Source organism: Escherichia sp. KTE159, from assembly GCF_000408805.1.
GTDB lineage: Bacteria > Pseudomonadota > Gammaproteobacteria > Enterobacterales > Enterobacteriaceae > Escherichia > Escherichia marmotae.
Genome location: NZ_KE137292.1, coordinates 2640641 through 2659580 on the forward strand (window position 1 = coordinate 2640641; position 18940 = coordinate 2659580).

Annotated in this window: 17 protein-coding genes and 1 tRNA gene; 7 read left to right on the top strand and 11 right to left on the bottom strand. The window is 50.2% G+C overall.

The features are described 5' to 3' along the window. Window positions 1–12: 12 nt before the first annotated feature. The 4 genes from A31E_RS09110 to A31E_RS09095 all read right to left on the bottom strand — a co-directional run bounded on the left by A31E_RS09110 (window position 13) and on the right by A31E_RS09095 (window position 5153). On the bottom strand, window positions 13–1590 hold the full coding sequence (locus A31E_RS09110; protein ID WP_001516973.1) for an FGGY-family carbohydrate kinase: 1578 nt from the start codon (window positions 1588–1590) through the stop codon (window positions 13–15). A 52-nt stretch (window positions 1591–1642) separates the two neighbouring features. Beyond that, the gene (locus A31E_RS09105; protein WP_001516974.1) at window positions 1643–2593 is read right to left on the bottom strand and encodes an ABC transporter substrate-binding protein; all 951 of its coding nucleotides are present in this window, start codon (window positions 2591–2593) and stop codon (window positions 1643–1645) included. A gap of 73 nt (window positions 2594–2666) precedes the next feature. After that, window positions 2667–3650, bottom strand: a complete 984-nt coding sequence (locus tag A31E_RS09100) for an ABC transporter permease (protein ID WP_016249138.1) — start codon at window positions 3648–3650, stop codon at window positions 2667–2669. 3 nt (window positions 3651–3653) lie between these two features. Beyond that, window positions 3654–5153 (bottom strand): sugar ABC transporter ATP-binding protein, encoded by a 1500-nt coding sequence (locus tag A31E_RS09095; RefSeq protein ID WP_001516976.1) that lies wholly within the window; start codon window positions 5151–5153, stop codon window positions 3654–3656. Between the two features lie 469 nt (window positions 5154–5622). Here A31E_RS09095 and fucI point away from each other — a divergent pair, with 469 nt between their 5' ends. From fucI to fucR, 4 genes are all read left to right on the top strand, one after another. Further along, complete coding sequence (gene fucI / locus A31E_RS09090; RefSeq protein ID WP_016249139.1) at window positions 5623–7398, top strand: L-fucose isomerase; 1776 nt, start codon at window positions 5623–5625, stop codon at window positions 7396–7398. A 108-nt stretch (window positions 7399–7506) separates the two neighbouring features. After that, on the top strand, window positions 7507–8925 hold the full coding sequence (fucK, locus tag A31E_RS09085; protein ID WP_016249140.1) for an L-fuculokinase: 1419 nt from the start codon (window positions 7507–7509) through the stop codon (window positions 8923–8925). 1 nt (window position 8926) lies between these two features. Beyond that, complete coding sequence (fucU, locus tag A31E_RS09080; RefSeq protein WP_000920827.1) at window positions 8927–9349, top strand: L-fucose mutarotase; 423 nt, start codon at window positions 8927–8929, stop codon at window positions 9347–9349. 57 nt (window positions 9350–9406) lie between these two features. Then, window positions 9407–10138 carry an L-fucose operon activator gene (fucR, locus tag A31E_RS09075; RefSeq protein ID WP_016249141.1) on the top strand — a complete coding sequence of 244 codons (732 nt, stop codon included), beginning with the start codon at window positions 9407–9409 and terminating at the stop codon, window positions 10136–10138. A gap of 43 nt (window positions 10139–10181) precedes the next feature. On the opposite strand, the gene rlmM is transcribed toward fucR, so the two are convergent. The 4 genes from rlmM to A31E_RS09055 form a co-directional block, all read right to left on the bottom strand. Beyond that, entirely contained in the window at window positions 10182–11282 is a 1101-nt protein-coding gene (rlmM, locus tag A31E_RS09070; RefSeq protein ID WP_001045507.1) for a 23S rRNA (cytidine(2498)-2'-O)-methyltransferase RlmM, read from the bottom strand. Further along, complete coding sequence (locus A31E_RS09065) at window positions 11275–11670, bottom strand: DUF423 domain-containing protein (RefSeq protein WP_000203905.1); 396 nt, start codon at window positions 11668–11670, stop codon at window positions 11275–11277. The genes rlmM and A31E_RS09065 overlap by 8 nt, the downstream gene beginning before the upstream one ends. Window positions 11671–11688: 18 nt before the next feature. Further along, the gene (gcvA, locus tag A31E_RS09060; protein ID WP_000044401.1) at window positions 11689–12606 is read right to left on the bottom strand and encodes a glycine cleavage system transcriptional regulator GcvA; all 918 of its coding nucleotides are present in this window, start codon (window positions 12604–12606) and stop codon (window positions 11689–11691) included. Window positions 12607–12956: 350 nt separating this feature from the next. Continuing rightward, on the bottom strand, window positions 12957–13184 hold the full coding sequence (locus A31E_RS09055; RefSeq protein ID WP_000750396.1) for a YgdI/YgdR family lipoprotein: 228 nt from the start codon (window positions 13182–13184) through the stop codon (window positions 12957–12959). A gap of 192 nt (window positions 13185–13376) precedes the next feature. On the opposite strand from A31E_RS09055, the gene csdA reads away from it, so the two are divergent. After that, on the top strand, window positions 13377–14582 hold the full coding sequence (gene csdA, locus A31E_RS09050; protein ID WP_016249142.1) for a cysteine desulfurase CsdA: 1206 nt from the start codon (window positions 13377–13379) through the stop codon (window positions 14580–14582). Continuing rightward, window positions 14582–15025 (top strand): cysteine desulfurase sulfur acceptor subunit CsdE, encoded by a 444-nt coding sequence (csdE, locus tag A31E_RS09045; protein ID WP_000184239.1) that lies wholly within the window; start codon window positions 14582–14584, stop codon window positions 15023–15025. Before csdA ends, csdE begins: the two co-directional genes overlap by 1 nt. Window positions 15026–15080: 55 nt before the next feature. On the opposite strand, the gene tcdA is transcribed toward csdE, so the two are convergent. Both tcdA and mltA read right to left on the bottom strand, forming a co-directional pair. Beyond that, window positions 15081–15887 carry a tRNA cyclic N6-threonylcarbamoyladenosine(37) synthase TcdA gene (gene tcdA, locus A31E_RS09040; RefSeq protein ID WP_000117724.1) on the bottom strand — a complete coding sequence of 269 codons (807 nt, stop codon included), beginning with the start codon at window positions 15885–15887 and terminating at the stop codon, window positions 15081–15083. 238 nt (window positions 15888–16125) lie between these two features. After that, window positions 16126–17223: a murein transglycosylase A gene (gene mltA / locus A31E_RS09035; protein WP_000678632.1), complete on the bottom strand. Its 1098-nt coding sequence runs from the start codon at window positions 17221–17223 to the stop codon at window positions 16126–16128. A gap of 208 nt (window positions 17224–17431) precedes the next feature. Here mltA and A31E_RS09030 point away from each other — a divergent pair. Continuing rightward, window positions 17432–17508 (top strand) — tRNA-Met (locus tag A31E_RS09030). A 74-nt stretch (window positions 17509–17582) separates the two neighbouring features. On the opposite strand, the gene amiC is transcribed toward A31E_RS09030, so the two are convergent. Continuing rightward, window positions 17583–18836, bottom strand: coding sequence for an N-acetylmuramoyl-L-alanine amidase AmiC (gene amiC, locus A31E_RS09025; RefSeq protein ID WP_000016909.1), 1254 nt, complete (start codon window positions 18834–18836; stop codon window positions 17583–17585). Window positions 18837–18940: the final 104 nt, after the last annotated feature.

The following is an 18940-nucleotide window of genomic DNA, read 5'->3' on the forward strand; positions in this document are numbered from 1 at the left end:
ACTTTTGTCTTATTACATCAGTTGGTTAACTACCTGTTGTTGATCCCAAAGCGTCAGGTAAACCTGGTATTTACGTTCTAAAAATTCACGGCGTTGTGGGTTTGCCCGAATAACCTCGCCGGCCTCAACCATTGCTTTACATGCGGATGAAAAATTACGCCATGCTCCGCTGGCAACAGCACCGCTAATTGCTGCGCCCAACGTAACGGCATCTTCTTCTTGCATCAGGTGGATATCGCAGCTTGTCACGTCTGCATATTCGCGTAGCCACAAGGGGTTGTGCGTTGCACCACCACATAACGTTAATTGGGTAATGGTATGCCCATTTTCCCTTAGAGTTTCAATAATATGTCTGGTGCCAAAGGCTATTGCCTGTAAAGTCGCAAGGTAAAGTCGCGCGAGTTGATTTTCTCCACGCTCCAGCGTTAAACCATAGACACTGCCTCTGGCATCGGGCCGTGCTCGTGGCGAACGGTTGCCGTGATGATCGGCAAGCACATGTAAATTTCGTGTAGGTTCAGACTCGTTATTTTCCAGGGCGGCTACCCATTCATTAATCAGTTGAATCGGATGGCACCCGCGTTGTTGCGCCTTGTTAAAGAGATTTGCGCTTGCCCCGGACTCCTGAAGCGTCCACTCCACCAGCGCCCCTGCGGCGCTTTGCCCACCTTCGGTTAGCCAGTAATTTGGCAGCATGGCCGACCAGTATGGCCCCCAGACGCCAGGGGTAAATATCTCTTTTTCACTGCACAACATATGGCAATTCGACGTTCCGCTTATCACTGCCAGCGTACCTGATGGCTGCGCGCCAACCAGCGCCACACCACCGGCATGAGCATCAATCAAGCCACTGGCCACTATAACATTGGTCGTTAATCCCAATTCTTCAGCAGCAGTGGCAGTTAACGTTCCCACGGCAGCGCCTGGCGGAAGAATTTCGGCGGGAATTCTTTCAAGCATGTCCGTCAGGTCTATCGATTCCAGTAAGTTATGGCTAAAGCGTTGCTCATGAGCCAGATAATTCCATTTACACGTTAGCGTGCACAATCCCGCGACGTCTCGCCCTGTTGCTTTCCAGACCAGAAAATCCGCCAGATCGAAAAAGCGATGAGCGGCCTGCCAGGTTTGTGGTAGATGTGTCTTCAACCAACGTAACTTTGGTAGCTCCATCTCGACACTCACTTCGCCGCCAACGTAGCGCAATGCGGGATCCTTCGTCGCGTTAATCTGCGCCGCCTCGGCTGTTGCGCGATGATCCATCCACATAATGATGTCCTGATTCGCAGGTCCGCTGGGCGAGACCGCTAAACCTTTGCCTTGTCCATCAAGAACAACCAGCGAACAGGTAGCATCAAAACCCAGCGAGCAAATCGCGGAAACGGGGATGCCCGCCAGAGCTGTCGCCTCTTTCACCGTTTTACAGACCTGTTGCCAGATCTCAGCCGAAGACTGTTCGACACGCTCGCCGCCCGGGCGAAACTGGGAGACAGGCGCAGTGGCAAATGCCAACCTGCGGCCATTGGCACAGTAAACTCCCGCTCTGACACTGGCCGATCCGACATCGACACCGAGAAAATAACCGTTGTGCATAAAGCCTCCCTGACGCTGGAGATAACGGGGATGAAAGTTCACCCCCAATTTTTTATTTCTTACCAAATGGGTGTAGCAGTTTGTCGATTTCTGGCGTGTTAATGTTCTCGGTATTCACAAATTTCACGGGAATATCGATCTCTTTTTCAACGGGTTGTCCTGAGAGGGCCGCATTCAAGGTTTTGATCCCCTGATAGCCAATCTGGTATGCATCCTGAACAACAAAGCCCTGAATGACGCCGTTCTTCAGGAAGTTAATAATCGCTTCTGTACTATCAAAACCAATGACCTTCACCTTACCTTTCAGATTCTGGCTATCAATGGCATTCGCCACCCCGAGCGTTGAACCTTCATTGGTGCCATAGATCCCCGCAAGATCGGGGTTGGCCTGGATCATGTCGATAGTTTTATCCATCGCTTTTTGGGGATCACCATCGCTGTACTGAACGGGTAATACTTTGATGTCAGGATATTTTTCTTTCATCCGTTCCATGAAGCCTTCCGAGCGTTCAATGGCGGAAGAAGTTCCTGCTACATGCGCGATAATCCCGACTTTTCCTTTATTGTTGACCTGCGCGGCTAACGCATCGGCAGCCTGTGCCCCTGCTTTACGGTTGTTGGTCGCGACAAAACTCACCGGAATGTCCGAGTTGATGCCTGAATCAAAGGTCACCACTTTAATACCGCGTGAATTTGCTGTTTCTACCAGTGGGGCGAGCGCATTCGCGTCGAGGGCAGCCAGGAGCAAGCCATTCGGTTTTTGCGCCATCGCATTTTCGACTAACTGAATCTGCTCGGCTATTTGCGTTTCATCAGCCGGGCCAACATAGCTGGTTTTATCACCCATCTCTTTAGCCGCAGCTTCAGTGCCCATTTTTACGGTTTGCCAGAATTCATGCTGAAAACCTTTACTAACAACCGGAAGATTCAAATCCTTTGCCAGTGCGCTGGAAGTCATACAGGCCAGCAGAGATAACGCATAGACAAAATGCCTGTTTTTCATTGTTTTACTCCGTTTTGAGTGAGTCACCCTTAACGTCAGGGCTGTTATTTCCCGATAAAACAGGGAGCCTAAGTCAACGAATCTTTTTACGTAATGTATCGAGGTAAACGGCAGCGACTACAACTACACCCATTGCGACCATTTGCCAGAACTGGGAGACGCCCATTAAATTGAGGCCATTTTTCAGTACACTCATAATGAAAGCGCCAATGATTGTGCCGCCAATAGTGCCAATACCACCCATTAAGCTGGTTCCGCCGATCACTACCGCGGCAATAGCCTCCAGCTCATAACCCACTCCTACCGTCGGTTGTCCGGAGTTGAGACGAGATGCCAGAATGACACCCGCTATCCCCGTTAGTAAGCCGCAGAAGGCATAGACGAAAATTTTCACGCGCTGAACTTTAATACCTGAAAGATGAGCAGCAACTTCATTACTGCCTACGGCATAGGCATAGCGACCAATAACGGTTTTTTTCAGAATGTAAGCGCCGACAAGTGCCACGATGACAAGGTAGAAAACAGGATAAGGCAGCACATCAAATAAGCGTCCCTGAGCGAGCGTTTTGAACGTTGGGTAATCGGAAAAATAGATTGCACGCCCGTCGGTCATCACCATATTGATCCCCCTGACGGACATCATCAGTCCCAACGTAGCGATAAACGGTGGAATGGTCATTTTAGTAACCAGCAAACCATTCACATAGCCGCACAATCCGCCTGCTAAAACACCAGCAATAATACAAACAGGCAGCGGCAGTCCCAGCGTGGCGCAAATACCCACGGCGACACCAGAAAAAGCCACCACGGAACCCAGTGATAGATCGATGCCTGCGGTAATAATGACAAAAGTGACTCCAATGGCCATGATGCCAATTACCGACGTTTGCAGAGCAATCGTCATGATATTTTCGGTATTAAAGAAAAAGGGCGAACTGAAGCTAAAAAACAGCACTAAAATAATCAGGCTGAATAATGGCGCCAGACGCATCAATAATTCCTTATTGATTTTTATTTTCTTATTATTGCTGTCTGAAGAGGTTACAGAGATAGTCATAATTTAATCCTCTAACGTCGCGTATTGCATAATTTTTTCTTGCGTGGCTTCATTTGCACTAAGCTCGCCGGTAATTCGACCACTACGCATCACTAAAATACGGTCGCACATTCCTAACACTTCCGGCAATTCAGAGGAGATCATGATAATTGATTTCCCTTTAGCCACGAGACGATTCATTAACTCGTAGATTTCCAGTTTGGCACCAACATCAATACCGCGAGTAGGTTCGTCGAAGATTAAAATATCAGTATCTTTACATACCCAGCGCGCAATAATAATTTTTTGCTGGTTTCCTCCACTTAGATTTACTGCAGCCTGTTCAAGATGTGGGGTTTTAATTCTTAAGGCCTTCACTTGTTGTTCACTGGTTTGCTGACAACGATGTGAATCAACATTCCCAAAACGGTCGGAATATTCAGGATAATTTCCTAGCATAATATTTCGCTCGACAGACAAGTTAAGCGCCAGCCCCTCTTTTTTACGGTCTTCCGTCAGATAACTGATCCCTTGCTGAATTGCATCTGAAATATCTTTGATAACGATTTCTTTACCATTCAATATTAGCGTTCCGCTATCAATGGAGTCCGCCCCAAAAATCGCGCGCGCAAGCTCAGTACGACCAGCCCCCATCAGACCGGCAAAGCCGAGGATCTCACCTCGATAGAGCGTGAAATCAATATCGTTCAGCACGCCTTTACGCGTCAGTCCATTCACCTCCAGTACCGGAATCCGCTGCTGTAGCGCTTCGCGACGGGGATAGATATTTCCTAAATCGCGCCCCACCATCATGGCAATCAAGTCACTTATTTTTACGCATTCATAATCCACAGTATTGATATACTGACCATCACGCATTACGGTCGCGCGATCGGCAATGAGCGCCAACTCTTCCAGACGGTGGGAGATATAAACAATCCCAGTGCCCTGTTCTTTCAATAATCGGGTGACACGAAATAAACTTTCAATTTCTGTTTCTGTTAGCGCTGCAGTAGGTTCATCCATAATGAGAATCTTTGCGTTAACTGAAATGGCCTTGGCAATTTCTACCATCTGCTGCTGAGCTACTGTAAGGTCGGCAACCAGAGTATCTGGTGAAATTGCCAAATTTAATTTTTGCAAAATCTCAATCGTCGCCTGACGTTGCTGTTTTTCATCCAGACGCCAGCGATTTTTTTTACAAAACTCCCTACCGATAAAAATATTTTCTTCCACTGTAAGATCAGGAAATAAATTAAATTCCTGATGAATAATAGTAATACCAACACGCTGCGCACTTAACGGCTCAGAAAATGAGACAGATTGATCTTCAAAAACTATTTCACCTTCGTCAGGTTGATAAACACCCGACAAAATTTTCATTAGGGTAGATTTTCCTGCGCCATTTTCACCTAATAGTGCATGAACTTCGCCCCGGCGTAGAGTAAATTGCACATCATTAAGCGCCAACACGCCTGGAAAGCGTTTGGTGATATGCTTCATTTGCAAAAATGTTTCGGACATTGCCGCTTTCCTCAATAATCAGAAACTGAAAATGTGAAGTACGACATAAATGTCGCTACTAAAGCCCTCTTCACTGTGATACGAATAACGTTTGAATGGACATTCATCGCATCAATTTATTTTTCGCATTTTGCTAACTCGAGTTAGCGTTCACCTTTTAAAGGCTATTTTAGGTATACAAATTAGCCAAATAATTTGAGGTAAAACTGTGATGCATAACCACCAAAATCTCATAACTTAATGATTATTAACAATATTAGTTTTTATCTCACCAAATAATAATTTGACAGAGATCGAATTTTAACCACTTCTCGTGAAGCCCCTCACATTTCAACAAGAAAAAAGTTGTACACAAAAAGCCTACATACCTAAGCTAACTCGAGTTAGCAACTAATAATCAATATTACTGCTTCGGTGGTTCCTTTCTCCGCCTTAGCAGAGCGCCAATAAAGCGAGATGAGGAATCCTGATGAAAATTAATACGTTACCGAAAATTGGTATCCGCCCGGTTATTGACGGTCGTCGCATGGGTGTTCGTGAGTCGCTTGAAGAACAAACAATGAATATGGCGAAAGCCACGGCCGCACTGCTAACCGAGAAACTGCGCCATGCCTGCGGTGCTGCCGTCGAGTGCATCATTTCCGATACCTGTATCGCGGGGATGGCTGAAGCCGCCGCCTGCGAAGAAAAATTCAGCAGCCAGAATGTAGGCCTCACCATTACAGTAACACCTTGCTGGTGCTATGGCAGTGAAACCATCGACATGGACCCTACCCGTCCGAAAGCCATTTGGGGCTTTAACGGCACTGAACGCCCGGGCGCTGTTTACCTCGCCGCAGCCCTGGCAGCTCACAGTCAGAAAGGTATCCCGGCATTCTCCATTTACGGCCATGACGTTCAGGATGCCGATGACACATCGATTCCTGCCGACGTTGAAGAAAAACTGCTGCGCTTTGCCCGTGCCGGTTTGGCAGTCGCCAGTATGAAAGGTAAAAGCTATCTGTCACTGGGCGGCGTTTCGATGGGGATCGCCGGTTCCATCGTTGACCACAACTTCTTTGAATCCTGGCTGGGAATGAAAGTCCAGGCGGTGGATATGACCGAACTGCGTCGCCGTATTGATCAGAAGATTTACGACGAAGCAGAACTGGAAATGGCGCTGGCCTGGGCTGATAAAAACTTCCGCTATGGCGAAGATGAAAATAACAAACAATATCAACGTAATGCCGAACAAAGCCGCGCAGTTCTGCGCGAAAGTTTGCTGATGGCAATGTGTATCCGCGACATGATGCAAGGCAACAGCAAACTGGCTGATATCGGTCGCGTGGAAGAATCTCTTGGCTACAACGCCATTGCGGCGGGCTTCCAGGGACAACGTCACTGGACCGATCAATATCCAAATGGCGACACCGCCGAAGCGATCCTCAACAGTTCATTTGACTGGAATGGCGTGCGCAAACCCTTTGTCGTGGCTACCGAAAACGACAGTCTTAACGGCGTGGCAATGCTAATGGGTCACCAGCTCACCGGCACCGCTCAGGTATTTGCCGATGTGCGTACCTACTGGTCACCTGAAGCAATTGAGCGCGTAACGGGGCATAAACTGGACGGGCTGGCAGAACACGGCATCATCCATTTGATCAACTCCGGTTCTGCTGCGCTGGACGGTTCCTGTAAACAACGCGACAGCGAAGGAAAACCGACGATGAAGCCGCACTGGGAAATCTCCCAGCAAGAGGCTGACGCTTGCCTCGCCGCTACCGAATGGTGCCCGGCGATCCACGAATATTTCCGTGGCGGCGGTTACTCTTCCCGCTTCCTCACTGAAGGCGGCGTCCCGTTCACCATGACTCGAGTCAACATTATTAAAGGCCTGGGACCGGTACTGCAAATCGCGGAAGGCTGGAGTGTGGAGTTGCCGAAGGATGTGCATGACATCCTCAACAAACGCACCAACTCAACCTGGCCAACCACCTGGTTTGCACCGCGCCTCACCGGCAAAGGGCCGTTTACGGATGTGTACTCGGTAATGGCGAACTGGGGCGCTAACCACGGCGTTCTGACCATCGGCCACGTCGGCGCAGACTTTATCACTCTCGCCTCAATGCTGCGGATCCCGGTATGTATGCACAACGTTGAAGAGACAAAAGTGTATCGTCCTTCTGCCTGGGCCGCGCACGGCATGGATATTGAAGGCCAGGATTACCGCGCTTGCCAGAACTACGGTCCGTTGTACAAGCGTTAATACATTACTCCCTGATGTGATGCCCGGTCGCTCCGGCTACCGGGCCTGAACAAGCAAGAGTGGTTAGCCGGATAAGCAATGTTATCCGGCTATATTGCAGGAGCGATTATGAAACAAGAAGTTATCCTGGTACTCGACTGTGGCGCGACCAATGTCAGGGCCATCGCGGTTAATCGGCAGGGAAAAATTGTTGCCCGCGCCTCAACGCCTAATGCCAGCGATATCGCGATGGAAAACAACACCTGGCACCAGTGGTCTTTAGACGCTATTTTGCAACGCTTCGCTGATTGCTGTCGGCAAATCAACAGTGAACTGGCTGAATACCACATCCGCGGTATCGCCGTAACGACCTTTGGTGTGGACGGCGCTCTGGTTGATAAGCAAGGAAATCTGCTCTATCCGGTCATTAGCTGGAAATGTCCGCGAACGGCGGCGGTAATGGACAATATTGAACGGTTGATCTCCGCACAGCAGTTGCAGGCCATTTCTGGTGTCGGAGCCTTTAGTTTCAACACGTTATATAAGCTGGTATGGTTGAAAGAAAACCATCCACAACTGCTGGAACGCGCGCACGCCTGGCTCTTTATTTCGTCGCTGATTAACCACCGTTTAACCGGCGAATTCACTACTGATATCACCATGGCCGGAACCAGCCAGATGCTGGATATCCAGCAACGCGATTTCAGTCCGCAAATTTTACAAGCCACCGGTATTCCACGCCGACTCTTCCCTCGTCTGGTGGAAGCGGGTGAACAGATTGGCACACTACAGAACAGCGCCGCAGCAATGCTCGGCTTACCCGTTGGCATACCGGTGATCTCCGCGGGTCACGATACTCAGTTCGCCCTTTTTGGCGCGGGTGCCGAACAAAATGAACCCGTGCTCTCTTCCGGTACATGGGAAATTTTAATGGTTCGCAGCGCGCAGGTTGATACTTCACTGCTTAGTCAGTACGCCGGTTCTACCTGTGAACTGGACAGCCAGGCAGGTTTGTATAACCCGGGTATGCAATGGCTGGCATCCGGTGTGCTGGAATGGGTGAGAAAACTGTTATGGACTACTGAAACTCCGTGGCAAATGCTGATTGAAGAAGCTCGTCTGATCCCACCGGGCGCGGACGGCGTGAAAATGCAGTGTGATTTATTGTCATGTCAGGACGCAGGCTGGCAAGGAGTGACGCTCAATACCACGCGGGGGCATTTCTATCGCGCGGCGCTGGAAGGGTTAACCGCGCAGTTACAGCGCAATCTACAGATGCTGGAAAAAATCGGCCACTTTAAAGCCTCTGAATTGTTGTTAGTCGGTGGCGGAAGTCGCAACACATTGTGGAATCAGATTAAAGCCAATGTGCTTGATATTCCGGTAAAAGTTCTCGACGATGCCGAAACGACCGTCGCAGGAGCTGCGCTGTTTGGCTGGTATGGCGTAGGGGAATTTAACAGCCCGGAAGAAGCCCGCGCGCAAATTCATTATCAGTACCGTTATTTCTACCCACAAACTGAACCCGGATTTACAGAGGAAGTGTGAAATGCTGAAAACAATTTCGCCGTTAATTTCTCCCGAACTATTGAAAGTGCTGGCAGAGATGGGGCATGGAGATGAAATTATTTTTTCCGATGCCCACTTTCCCGCCCATGCGATGGGACCACAGGTGATCCGCGCTGATGGCCTGTTAGTGAGCGACTTGCTCCAGGCAATTATCCCGTTATTTGAACTGGACAGCTATGCGCCGCCGCTGGTGATGATGGCGGCAGTAGAAGGTGACACCCTCGATCCTGAAGTGGAACAACGCTATCGTGATGCGCTTTCACTACAGACCCCGTGCCCTGAAATCACCCGCATCGACCGTTTTGCGTTTTATGAACGGGCACAAAAAGCCTTTGCGATCGTTATCACAGGCGAACGAGCGAAGTACGGGAATATTCTTTTAAAAAAAGGGGTAACACCGTAATCTCATACCGGTACGCCCGCATGACGCGGGCGGTTATCGAATGATGGGGTGAAAAATATGAAAGCGGCACGCCAGCAAGCGATAGTCGACCTGCTGCTGAACCATACCAGCCTGACCACGGAAGCTCTCTCTGAACAGCTAAAGGTCAGTAAAGAAACCATTCGTCGCGATCTCAATGAATTACAGACGCAGGGTAAAATTCTGCGCAATCATGGGCGCGCTAAATATATCCACCGTCAAAATCAAGACAGCGGCGATCCCTTTCATATCCGGCTGAAAAGTCATTATGCGCATAAAGCAGATATTGCCCGCGAAGCGCTCGCGTGGATTGAAGAAGGGATGATGATAGCCTTAGACGCCAGTTCAACTTGCTGGTATCTGGCACGCCAGTTGCCTGACATCGACATTCAGGTCTTCACCAATAGCCATCCAATTTGTCATGAACTCGGTAAGCGCGAACGCATTCAACTGATCAGTTCCGGCGGCACACTTGAGCGCAAATATGGTTGTTACGTCAATCCCTCGCTGATTTCCCAGCTTAAATCGCTGGAAATCGATCTGTTTATTTTTTCTTGCGAAGGGATCGACAGCAGCGGCGCACTGTGGGACTCCAATGCGATCAACGCTGACTACAAATCGATGCTATTAAAACGTGCCGCGCAATCGTTGTTATTGATTGATAAAAGTAAATTTAATCGTTCTGGAGAAGCCCGCATCGGGCATCTGGATGAGGTCACGCACATTATTTCTGATGAGCGCCAGGTTGCGGCTTCTTTGGTGACAGCCTGATGGCAATGGTAGCAGGCCGGAGACGGCGCCCCGGCCTTGCCCGTTATCGCTCGTCGCGACGACCACCCACCGCAGCCCAGATACGACGGACATGCACCGTCACTTCTTCGCGATCGTGATATAACTGCCGCGCCTGAATCTGAGCATTTATGCCATGTTCATCAAGCTGTGCCTGAATATACGCCAGATTGTGTGACACTTCTTCGTAGCGTTTTTTCATCGGCAGTTTGAGGTTGAAGATTGTTTCACGGCACCAGCCATTAACCAGCCACTGCGCCATCAATGCCGCAACTTTCGCTGGTTTTTCAACCATATCGCATACCATCCATGAAATATTGCTGCGTGTCGGACGGAATTTGAAACCGTCTTCCCGCAGCCATGTCACCTGCCCGGTATCCATCAGACTTTGCGCCATCGGGCCGTTGTCGACGGAATAAACCCACATGTTGCGCTTCACCAGTTGGTAGGTCCAGCCACCCGGGCAAGCACCTAAATCCACCGCCCACATCCCGTTCGCCAGGCGTTCATCCCACTCATCCGCCGGAATAAACACATGAAATGCCTCTTCCAGTTTGAGCGTGGAACGACTCGGCGCATCTGCCGGAAACTTCAGACGCGGAATGCCCATATAGAACGGCGAATTATTGTGGCTGTAAGAGTAACCGGTATAGCAGCAACCTGGGGCAATGAAGAATACATGCACCACCGGACGCTTCGGTGTTTCATAGTTCACCAGCACGCCCGCATCGCGCAAGGCAGCCCGTAGCGGAACCGTGAATTTACGGCAGAATTTCAGTAACTCTTTGCTTTCGTTGGTGTCCGCGACTTCAACACGCAGTTCACCGCCCTTCTCCACCACGCCCTGCAACATGCCAACAATAGGCGTAATGCGGTCTTCTGGCGGCAAATGTTGGAGGAGTTCTCCTACCAAAAACCACTGGCGGGCAAAAATTAATGAACTGAACGGCAGCTCACGAATTAGCTTATCGCCATCATCCGGTTGATAACATTCATAAATGACATAACCCGCATTCTCTTTCACGCGGGCAAAACCGAAGATTTCCCGCTGACCGGCTTTATCGGTAATTTCTGCGGCGCACTCTTTTTCAAAGCCCGGACGACACAACAATACAACCTTATTCATGACTTACGCCCTTGCGCTTTAAACGGATAGCACCGACTAACATTAACGCCCAACCCGCGAGGAAGCTCACACCACCGACCGGAGTGACAAACGCCCACAAACGCAGATGAGACAGCGCCAGGCAATAAAGGCTGCCGCTGAACAGCACCGTGCCTAACGCGAGGAAAACACTACTCCAGTAAAACCAGATACTGATGCGACGCTGCATCGCCACTGCCAGCCCCAAAATCGCCAGTGTATGGAACGCCTGGTATTCAAGGCCGGTCTGGATCCAACCCATCTCAACGGCTCCCATTGTTTTACTTAAAACATGTGCACCAAAAGCGCCCAGAGCCACAAAAATGAAACCGCTAATGGCGGCAAAAATCAGCATAAAACGGCTGGTCATGGTCGTACCCTACGTAAATTATTGTTCATAACGAAAGCGGAATTTTTCTTGTTCAGCAGCGGCTTTCGCCAGGATCCATTGGCGAAAGGCGGCTATTTTACCCAGTTCTGCCTGACTGTCATGACATACCAGATAAAAAGCATTTTTACTGACCAGAACATCATTAAACGGGCAGACAAGACGTCCAGCCTCGATTTCAGATTGCGCCATCACGTTATTTGCCAGCGCCACACCCTGCCCATGAATGGCAGCTTGTAGCACCATGGCGCTATGGCTGAATATCGGTCCTTGCTGAACGTTAATATGATTTAACCCCAACTGGCGGGTATATGTCTGCCAGTCACGACGGGACGCATCGTGTAATAACGTATGTTTAGCCAGATCTTCCGGGGTCTTCAAGGGTTTTTCACCGGTTAATAGCAAAGGCGAACATACTGGCAACAGGTATTCGGCGTAAAGCTTTTCCACCCGCAGCCCTGGCCAGTTGCCACGGCCATAAAATATAGCGACATCAACGTCGTCCGCCAGTTTATCTTCCTGACGATCGACCGCCTGGATTCGAACATCGATTCCCGGATAAGCTGAATTAAAGCTGGAAAGTCGCGGCACCAGCCAGTGGATGGCAAAACTGGGGAGTAAGCTGACCGTCAACGCACCCTTGGCGCTACGGGCCTGGAGTTTACGCGTTGCTTCAGTTAATTGCGAAAATATCTCTTTGATATCGAGGAAATAGCTTTGCCCTTCCTCGGTCAACAGAAGTGAACGATTACGACGACGGAACAGTTTTAGTCCCAAAAAGTCCTCAAGTGACTTGATTTGATGACTTACTGCGGCCTGAGTCACAAAAAGCTCTTCTGCTGCACGTGTGAAGCTTAAATGGCGTGCGGCGGCATCAAAAACTCGTAAGGCATTTAGCGGTGGTAATCGTTTTGACATGGCTTTTAAACTTTGATGTTAAATGAATTTAACAATTAGATTACAGTATGTAACCTATTAGTTTTTTTTATCTGAGCCATTATAATTTGTCCGTTGAGCTTCTACCAGCAAATACCTATAGTGGCGGCACTTCCTGAGCCGGAACGAAAAGTTTTATCGGAATGCGTGTTCTGGTGAACTTTTGGCTTACGGTTGTGATGTTGTGTTGTTGTGTTTGCAATTGGTCTGCGATTCAGACCATGGTAGCAAAGCTACCTTTTTTCACTTCCTGTACATTTACCCTGTCTGTCCATAGTGATTAATGTAGCACCGCCTAATTGCGGTGCTTTTTTTTACCTTGCGATCGTGAATTACTGATCCAGTTCGACCATCTCTTTCACGTCAGTGCGGTTGATCTGCTGTTTGTTGCCATTAGCGTCTTTATAAGAAATCATACCGGTTTCATCATCCGTCATCGGTTTGCCATCGGCAACAATGGTGCGTCCATCGTTGGTGTGCATGACATAGTTTGAACCGGAACAGGCACTAAGGGCAAAAGTCAGCATACAGGCAGAGATAATTGCGGCAGTCTTTTTCATCTTCTTCTCCTTAAAGCGATTATTCACTCGCAATAAAAATTCATTAACAGGCTAAAATTAACGCCTAACACTATTAAGCATAAGCGACCGAGTCGCTTTCGCCTGGATATCCAGATGAATCCGAAGGTTAGGGCTATCCTTGTGTCGAAGTGAATTTTGCGCCACGATCGGTTTATCAAGCCGAGGAGTACCATGAACGTTTTTAATCCCGCGCCGTTTCGCGCGCACTTTCCCGCATTACAGGATGCGGGCGTCTATCTCGACAGCGCCGCTACTGCGCTCAAACCCGAAGCCGTTATTGAGGCAACCCGGCAGTTCTATAGCCTGAGTGCTGGAAACGTGCATCGCAGCCAGTACGCCGAAGCCCAACGGTTAACCGCACGTTATGAGGCCGCGCGGGAGAAAGTCGCCCAACTGCTGAATGCATCGGATGACAAAACTATTGTCTGGACACGTGGCACCACCGAATCTATTAACATGGTGGCGCAATGTTATGCCCGTCCACGCCTGCAACCAGGCGATGAAATTATTGTCAGTGTGGCAGAACATCACGCCAATCTTGTTCCCTGGCTGATGGTCGCCCAACAAACTGGAGCCAAAGTGGTGAAACTGCCGCTTAATGCGCAGCGGTTGCCGGATGTCGATTTATTGCCAGCGCTAATGACTCCTCGTAGCCGGATTCTGGCGCTGGGCCAGATGTCGAACGTCACCGGTGGTTGCCCGGATTTAGCGAGAGCGATTACGTTTGCCCACGCCGCCGGAATGGTGGTGATGGTTGATGGAGCTCAGGGGGCAGTGCATTTCCCTGCCGATGTTCAGCAACTGGATATCGATTTCTACGCTTTTTCAGGTCACAAACTTTATGGCCCGACAGGTATCGGCGTGCTGTATGGCAAACCAGAACTGCTGGAAGCAATGTCGCCCTGGCTGGGCGGCGGCAAAATGATCCACGAAGTCAGTTTTGACGGCTTCACCACTCAATCTGCGCCGTGGAAACTGGAAGCCGGAACGCCCAACGTCGCAGGCGTCATTGGGTTAAGCGCGGCGCTGGAATGGCTGGCAGATTATGATATCAACCAGGCAGAAAGCTGGAGTCGCAGTCTGGCGACGCTCGCAGAAGAGGCGCTGGCAAAACGTCCTGGCTTTCGTTCATTCCGCTGTCAGGACTCCAGCCTGCTGGCCTTTGATTTCGCCGGTGTTCATCATAGCGATATGGTAACGCTGCTGGCGGAGTATGGCATTGCCCTACGCGCCGGGCAGCATTGCGCTCAGCCACTGTTGGCAGAATTAGGCGTAACCGGCACTCTGCGCGCCTCTTTTGCGCCATATAATACAAAGAGTGATGTGGATGCGCTGGTGAACGCCGTTGACCGCGCACTGGAATTATTGGTGGATTAATGACGAACCCGCAATTCGCCGGACATCCGTTCGGCACAACCGTAACGGCAGAGTCGTTACACAACACTTTCGCGCCGCTGACGCAATGGGAAGATAAATATCGCCAGTTGATTATGCTGGGGAAACAGCTTCCTGCTTTGCCAGACGAGTTAAAAGCGCAGGCCAAAGAGATTGCCGGATGCGAAAACCGCGTCTGGTTGGGGTATAGCGTCGCTGAAAACGGCAAGATGCATTTCTTTGGTGATAGCGAAGGACGCATTGTGCGCGGTCTGCTGGCCGTGTTGTTGACCGCAGTGGAGGGGAAAACCGCTGCCGAGTTACAGGCACAGTCGCCGCTGGCATTGTTTGATGAGCTGGGATTGCGTGCGCAACTTAGCGCCTCACGCAGTCAAGGGCTGAATGCGTTAAGCGAGGCGATTATCGCGGCGGCGAAGCAAGCTTGATGTTGCACGTTCAAGGTCGGATAAGACGCACCAGACGTCGCCTCCGACCTAATGTTTACCCCTGACGCGCCGCTTTCGCCATCATCTTCTTCAGCGCATGAGAAACCGCAACAAAACCAAAGGTGGCGGTTACCATCGTTGCCGCGCCAAATCCTGACGCGCAATCCATCCGCTTCGGCCCTTCTGCCGTGGCTTTCATCGCACACACCGTACCGTCTGACTGCGGGTACACCAGTGCTTCGGTAGAGAAAACGCAGTCCACGCCGAGCTTACCTTTACTGTTTTTCACCACGCCAAAATCACTTTTCAGGCGCTCGCGCAGTTTCGCCGCCAGCGGATCCTGAATTGTCTTTGCCAGATCAGTAACCTGAATCTGCGTCGGATCAATCTGCCCGCCTGCGCCACCGGTCGTGACCAATGGGATTTTATTGCGACGGCAATAAGCGATCAGCGCCGCTTTAGGTCGCACGCTATCAATGGCATCAATCACATACGAATAACCGGCACTCATATATTGCGCTACGTTATCCGGCGTCACAAAATCATCCACCACCGTTACCCGGCACTCCGGGTTAATCTGGCGAATACGTTCCGCCATCACTTCAGCTTTTGCCAGCCCGACGTTATCGCGCAGCGCGTGAATTTGCCGATTAGTATTGGTGACGCACACATCATCCATATCAATAAGTGTGATTGCGCCAATCCCCGTTCGCGCCAGAGCTTCCGCCGCCCAGGAACCGACACCACCGATACCGACGACACAAATATGCGCATCAGCAAACAGTTGCAACGCTTTTTCACCATACAGACGCGCTGTGCCGCCAAAACGCTGACGCCAGGCATCACTTATTACAACAGACATAGCACCTCAGAATTAAAAAGGGTGAGGTTATCCCTCACCCTAAACGCATAAATGCCTGATGCGCTACGCTTATCAGACCTACATAACTCCTGCAAAATATTGAATTTGCATAATTTGTAGGCCAGATAAGGCGTTCACGCCGCATCTGGCATGAACAACGCGCAGTTAGTCAACAATCAAAAGGTGAGGTTATCCCTCACCCTGGCTTATCCGTAAAAACGGCGTACAGAATATCACATCAGCCGCTAAAAACGTTACCTGCGCCCGGGGCCGTTTTCAGCACCCAGACACGACCATAGTGATTGTACCAACCGGCGCGGTGGCCAGCTTCAGGGCCAATCCCCTGATAGATATCGAAGTGTTGGCCTTTGATTGCGCCACCGACATCCAGAGCCACCATTAGACGCAGTTCGTACTGACCATTGAATTTGCCGTTATTATCCAGCAGCGGCACTTCTGCCAGCAAGGTAGTACCTGGTGGGATAAGCGAACGATCAGAGGCAACCGACGCACGGCCAACCAGCGGCACTGCACTTGCCCCTTTCACCGGCGCGAAAGATTGCGGTTTAAAGAAGACGAAAGATGGATTCTGTTCCAGCAGTTCGCGAACTTCGGCTTCACTGTGCGTTTCGCCCCAGTGACGAATCGCCTGCATCGACATATCTTCTTTTTTCACTTCGCCACGATCGATCAAAACCTTACCAATACTGCGATAGGCATGACCGTTCTTTCCGGCATAGCTGAAGAAGTTAAGCGGGCTGCCATCACCAAAATCGATATATCCACTCCCCTGCACATCCATAATGAAGTTATCCATCAGAGAGTTGCTGTAAGCAAGGATATATTTATCGCTCAGTGCCCCCGCGTAGATCTCCGCACGAGACGGCAGACGACCGCGTTTTGGCGGCATACGGTAAATAGGGTACTGAAACTCGCCCTGGCGAGTATGGCGCGCCTGAATTACCGGTGTGTAGTAACCCGTAAACTGCACGTTGCCGTAGTTATCCGCCCCTTCCATCTGCCAGGCGTCAATGCCAAACTGACGCATATTGCGGGTATCACCACCTGCGCGCAGCCACTCCTGCACCGCGTTATAAACATTACTCTGGTTGCCATACAGACGCGGCGACGCGTTACGGATATGGTTAATTTGCTCGGCAAAATCACCGGCGTTAATTGGCGCGCCAACGGCATCTGGCTGGTTCACCAGAGAGAAAGGCTGGGTAAATTTCCCGTCTTTATATTGCTGTCCGCGATCGGTTGGTTTGGAGGAGCAGGCGGCAAGTATCGTTACGACTGCGCCCATAAGAAGGTACTTTACCCAACGTCCTTTCATTGTTCTCTTCTTCAGGTTAAAAAATAAGGCGCAACGAAGATAACAAACCGTTGGGTTTAATGAAATGCGTAGCCGCTCCCTGACGCAAATTTTGCACAAAAAATAGGCTTTAGTGGTTTGTTTTTGTTCAAAAACATCCCAATTCCGTGATCCGGGTAAAAAAAAGGTTGCATGAAAACGCGAGCGGAGTATAGTGCGCATCCACGGACGCGGGGTGGAGCAGCCTGGTAGCTCGTCGGGCTCATAACCCGAAGGTCGTCGGTTCAAATCCGGCCCCCGCAACCAATTATTAAGCACCCTTATGGGTGTTTTTTTATTTCTGCTCTTCCATAAAAAAAGCGCTATTCAGCGCTTTTTTACTATCCCCTTCTCGCCAGCGTCGCCCCATCAGAAAAATACGCTTTAATCCCCGCGAGGATAGACTCTGCAACTTCCTGCTGGAAAGTCGCCGTTTTCAGTTTGCGCTCTTCCTCAACGTTACTGATAAACGCCGTTTCGACGAGAATAGATGGAATATCTGGCGCTTTCAGTACAGCAAACCCGGCCTGCTCAACCTGATTCTTATGCAGCTTGTTGATTTTGCCAAGTTTATTCAGGACTGCCCTACCAAACTTCAGGCTGTCGGCAATGGTCAGCGACTGCACCATATCGAACATGGTGTGGTCGACATAGCGGTCACCGCTTTTGCTCACGCCACCAATCAAATCCGAGGCGTTCTGAGTTTGTGCCAGATATTTTGCCGCAGTACTGGTCGCGCCTTTGGTCGAAAGTGCAAACACGGAAGAACCGCTCGGCTGGCGGCTGGTAAAGGCATCTGCATGGATAGAAACAAAAAGGTCAGCACGTTGTTTCTGTGCTTTTGCTACACGCACTTGCAACGGAATGAAGATGTCTTCATTACGCGTCATGTACACCTTCATATTGCCCTCTTTCTCGATCAGAGAGCGCAGACGGCGGGCAATTTGCAATACCACATCTTTTTCACGCGTTTTGTATTTCCCCACCGCGCCGGAGTCTTCGCCGCCATGGCCCGGATCAAGCATGATGACAATAGGACGATCGCGCCCAGCCTTGCCAGGCTGTGGGCCACTCTGCGCAGGCGGCACCTGCTTTTCGAGATCGCCTTTGTTGTAATCCTCCAGCAGTGCCAGCAGTGGATCCTGCATATCCTGGGCATTGACCGGGTAGAGATCCATCACCAGACGCTCTTTAAACCCGGCAACTGGCGCGAGGGCAAACATCTGCGGTTTTACGTTTTGCTTTAACTCAAAAACCATCCGCACGGTTTGCGGATCAAATTGCCCGACGCGTGCAGACTTGATGAACGGGTCGTCAGCACGAATTTGCGCAGCCATCCCCTTAAGCACCGAGTTCAGGTTTACATCTTCGATATCCACTACCACGCGTTCAGGGTTACTCAACGCAAACTGCTTATATTTCAGTTGACGATTTGATTCTACCGTTACACGGGTATAGCTGGACGCAGGCCAGACGCGCACCGCCACGACCTGACTGACCGCAGCCAGACTCACCTGACTTACGCTCAATAGCCACATGGCACCCGCGCCTTGCAGTAAACGACGACGGCTGATTGCAGTGTTGGATCCCGACATGCCTCTCCCGAGCAAATAAATCTAAGCTGTGTAACAAGTAAACGACCAATTTGACCGGAAACTTTAGCGAAAGACGCATATTCTGTCATCTATAAAACGGTAAA